This window comes from Halomonas sp. V046 (assembly GCF_052645355.1).
In genome coordinates, this window is the sequence record NZ_JBQXYF010000044.1 from 1 (window position 1) to 723 (window position 723).

Annotated in this window: 2 tRNA genes and 1 rRNA gene; all 3 read left to right on the forward strand. The window is 50.2% G+C overall.

Annotated elements, in window-relative coordinates:
• Positions 1 to 50, forward strand: a 16S ribosomal RNA gene (locus tag ACUN9Y_RS22110); the annotation flags it as partial.
• 97 nt (positions 51 to 147) lie between these two features.
• A tRNA-Ile gene (locus ACUN9Y_RS22115) sits at positions 148 to 224 on the forward strand.
• Positions 225 to 377: 153 nt separating this feature from the next.
• Positions 378 to 453 (forward strand) — tRNA-Ala (locus ACUN9Y_RS22120).
• Positions 454 to 723: the final 270 nt, after the last annotated feature.

Sequence of the window (723 nt, forward strand, 5' to 3'; positions counted from 1 at the left end):
AGTCGTAACAAGGTAGCCGTAGGGGAACCTGCGGCTGGATCACCTCCTTAATCGACGAGTCATCTGACTGTCGGTAAGTGCTCACAATGAATTACCTGATCAAGCAAGAGCAATGACTGTTTGGGTTTTGACCCAGCGTTTTAGAATGGGTCTGTAGCTCAGTTGGTTAGAGCGCACCCCTGATAAGGGTGAGGTCGGCAGTTCAAATCTGCCCAGACCCACCATTCTTCTCTAGTCTGGTTAGAGCATACCCCTCGAGATGATAAAGAGCGGTGAGGTCGTCGGGTTTGTTTCAATCTGCCCAGGCCCACCATTTTATCGTGTCGAAAGTATTCTCGGGCAGATAAGTGGTGAAGCGTTTTGCCGGTCAAGTTTATGGGGCCTTAGCTCAGCTGGGAGAGCGCAACACTGGCAGTGTTGAGGTCAGCGGTTCGATCCCGCTAGGCTCCACCATATTTTCAACAGTCATGTTCAAGTTCTAAGCCGTGTGCTTGTCGCTGTCACCAGCGCATCAAGTCTACCGCTTAGGGCTTTTTGCTCTAACGCTCTTTAACAATGTAAATCATGCTGACAAAGTAAGATACGTTTCAAGCGTGTCCGGCAATTGTCGTGCGTCATCGATTGACAGACCCTTTCGGGTTATATGGTCAAGCGATGAAGCGCATACGGTGGATGCCTAGGCAGTCAGAGGCGATGAAAGACGTGGAAGCCTGCGATAAGGTT